This window comes from Candidatus Symbiothrix dinenymphae, from assembly GCF_001431085.1.
Genome location: NZ_BBRU01000546.1, coordinates 1 through 234, shown reverse-complemented (window position 1 = coordinate 234; position 234 = coordinate 1). Strand labels below are relative to the sequence as shown.

The window sequence follows — 234 nt, the reverse complement described above, 5'->3', positions numbered from 1 at the left end:
GAAAAACCTGTGAGCGTAACCGGCTTGGGTGTAATCGCGGCGGTGGCTACGACATCAGCCGGCTGAGCCATCAACTCATAATTGTCTTTTTCCGTGCCGCCGAGCGGGAAATCGGCAAATGTAACCGACCGTGTGCCCACATTTTTGTCGGCAAAAGCAGCCGAAGCATCCAATAGGATTAAGTCATCCCCCGGCACTTTATTATCAATATCCACTGCGGCATTATCCACTGTG

1 protein-coding gene is annotated in these 234 nt (G+C 51.7%); it reads right to left on the bottom strand.

The features are described 5' to 3' along the window. Positions 1-234: YDG domain-containing protein (locus tag ASC50_RS08825; protein WP_158648510.1), on the bottom strand; the 234-nt coding region annotated here is incomplete at both ends.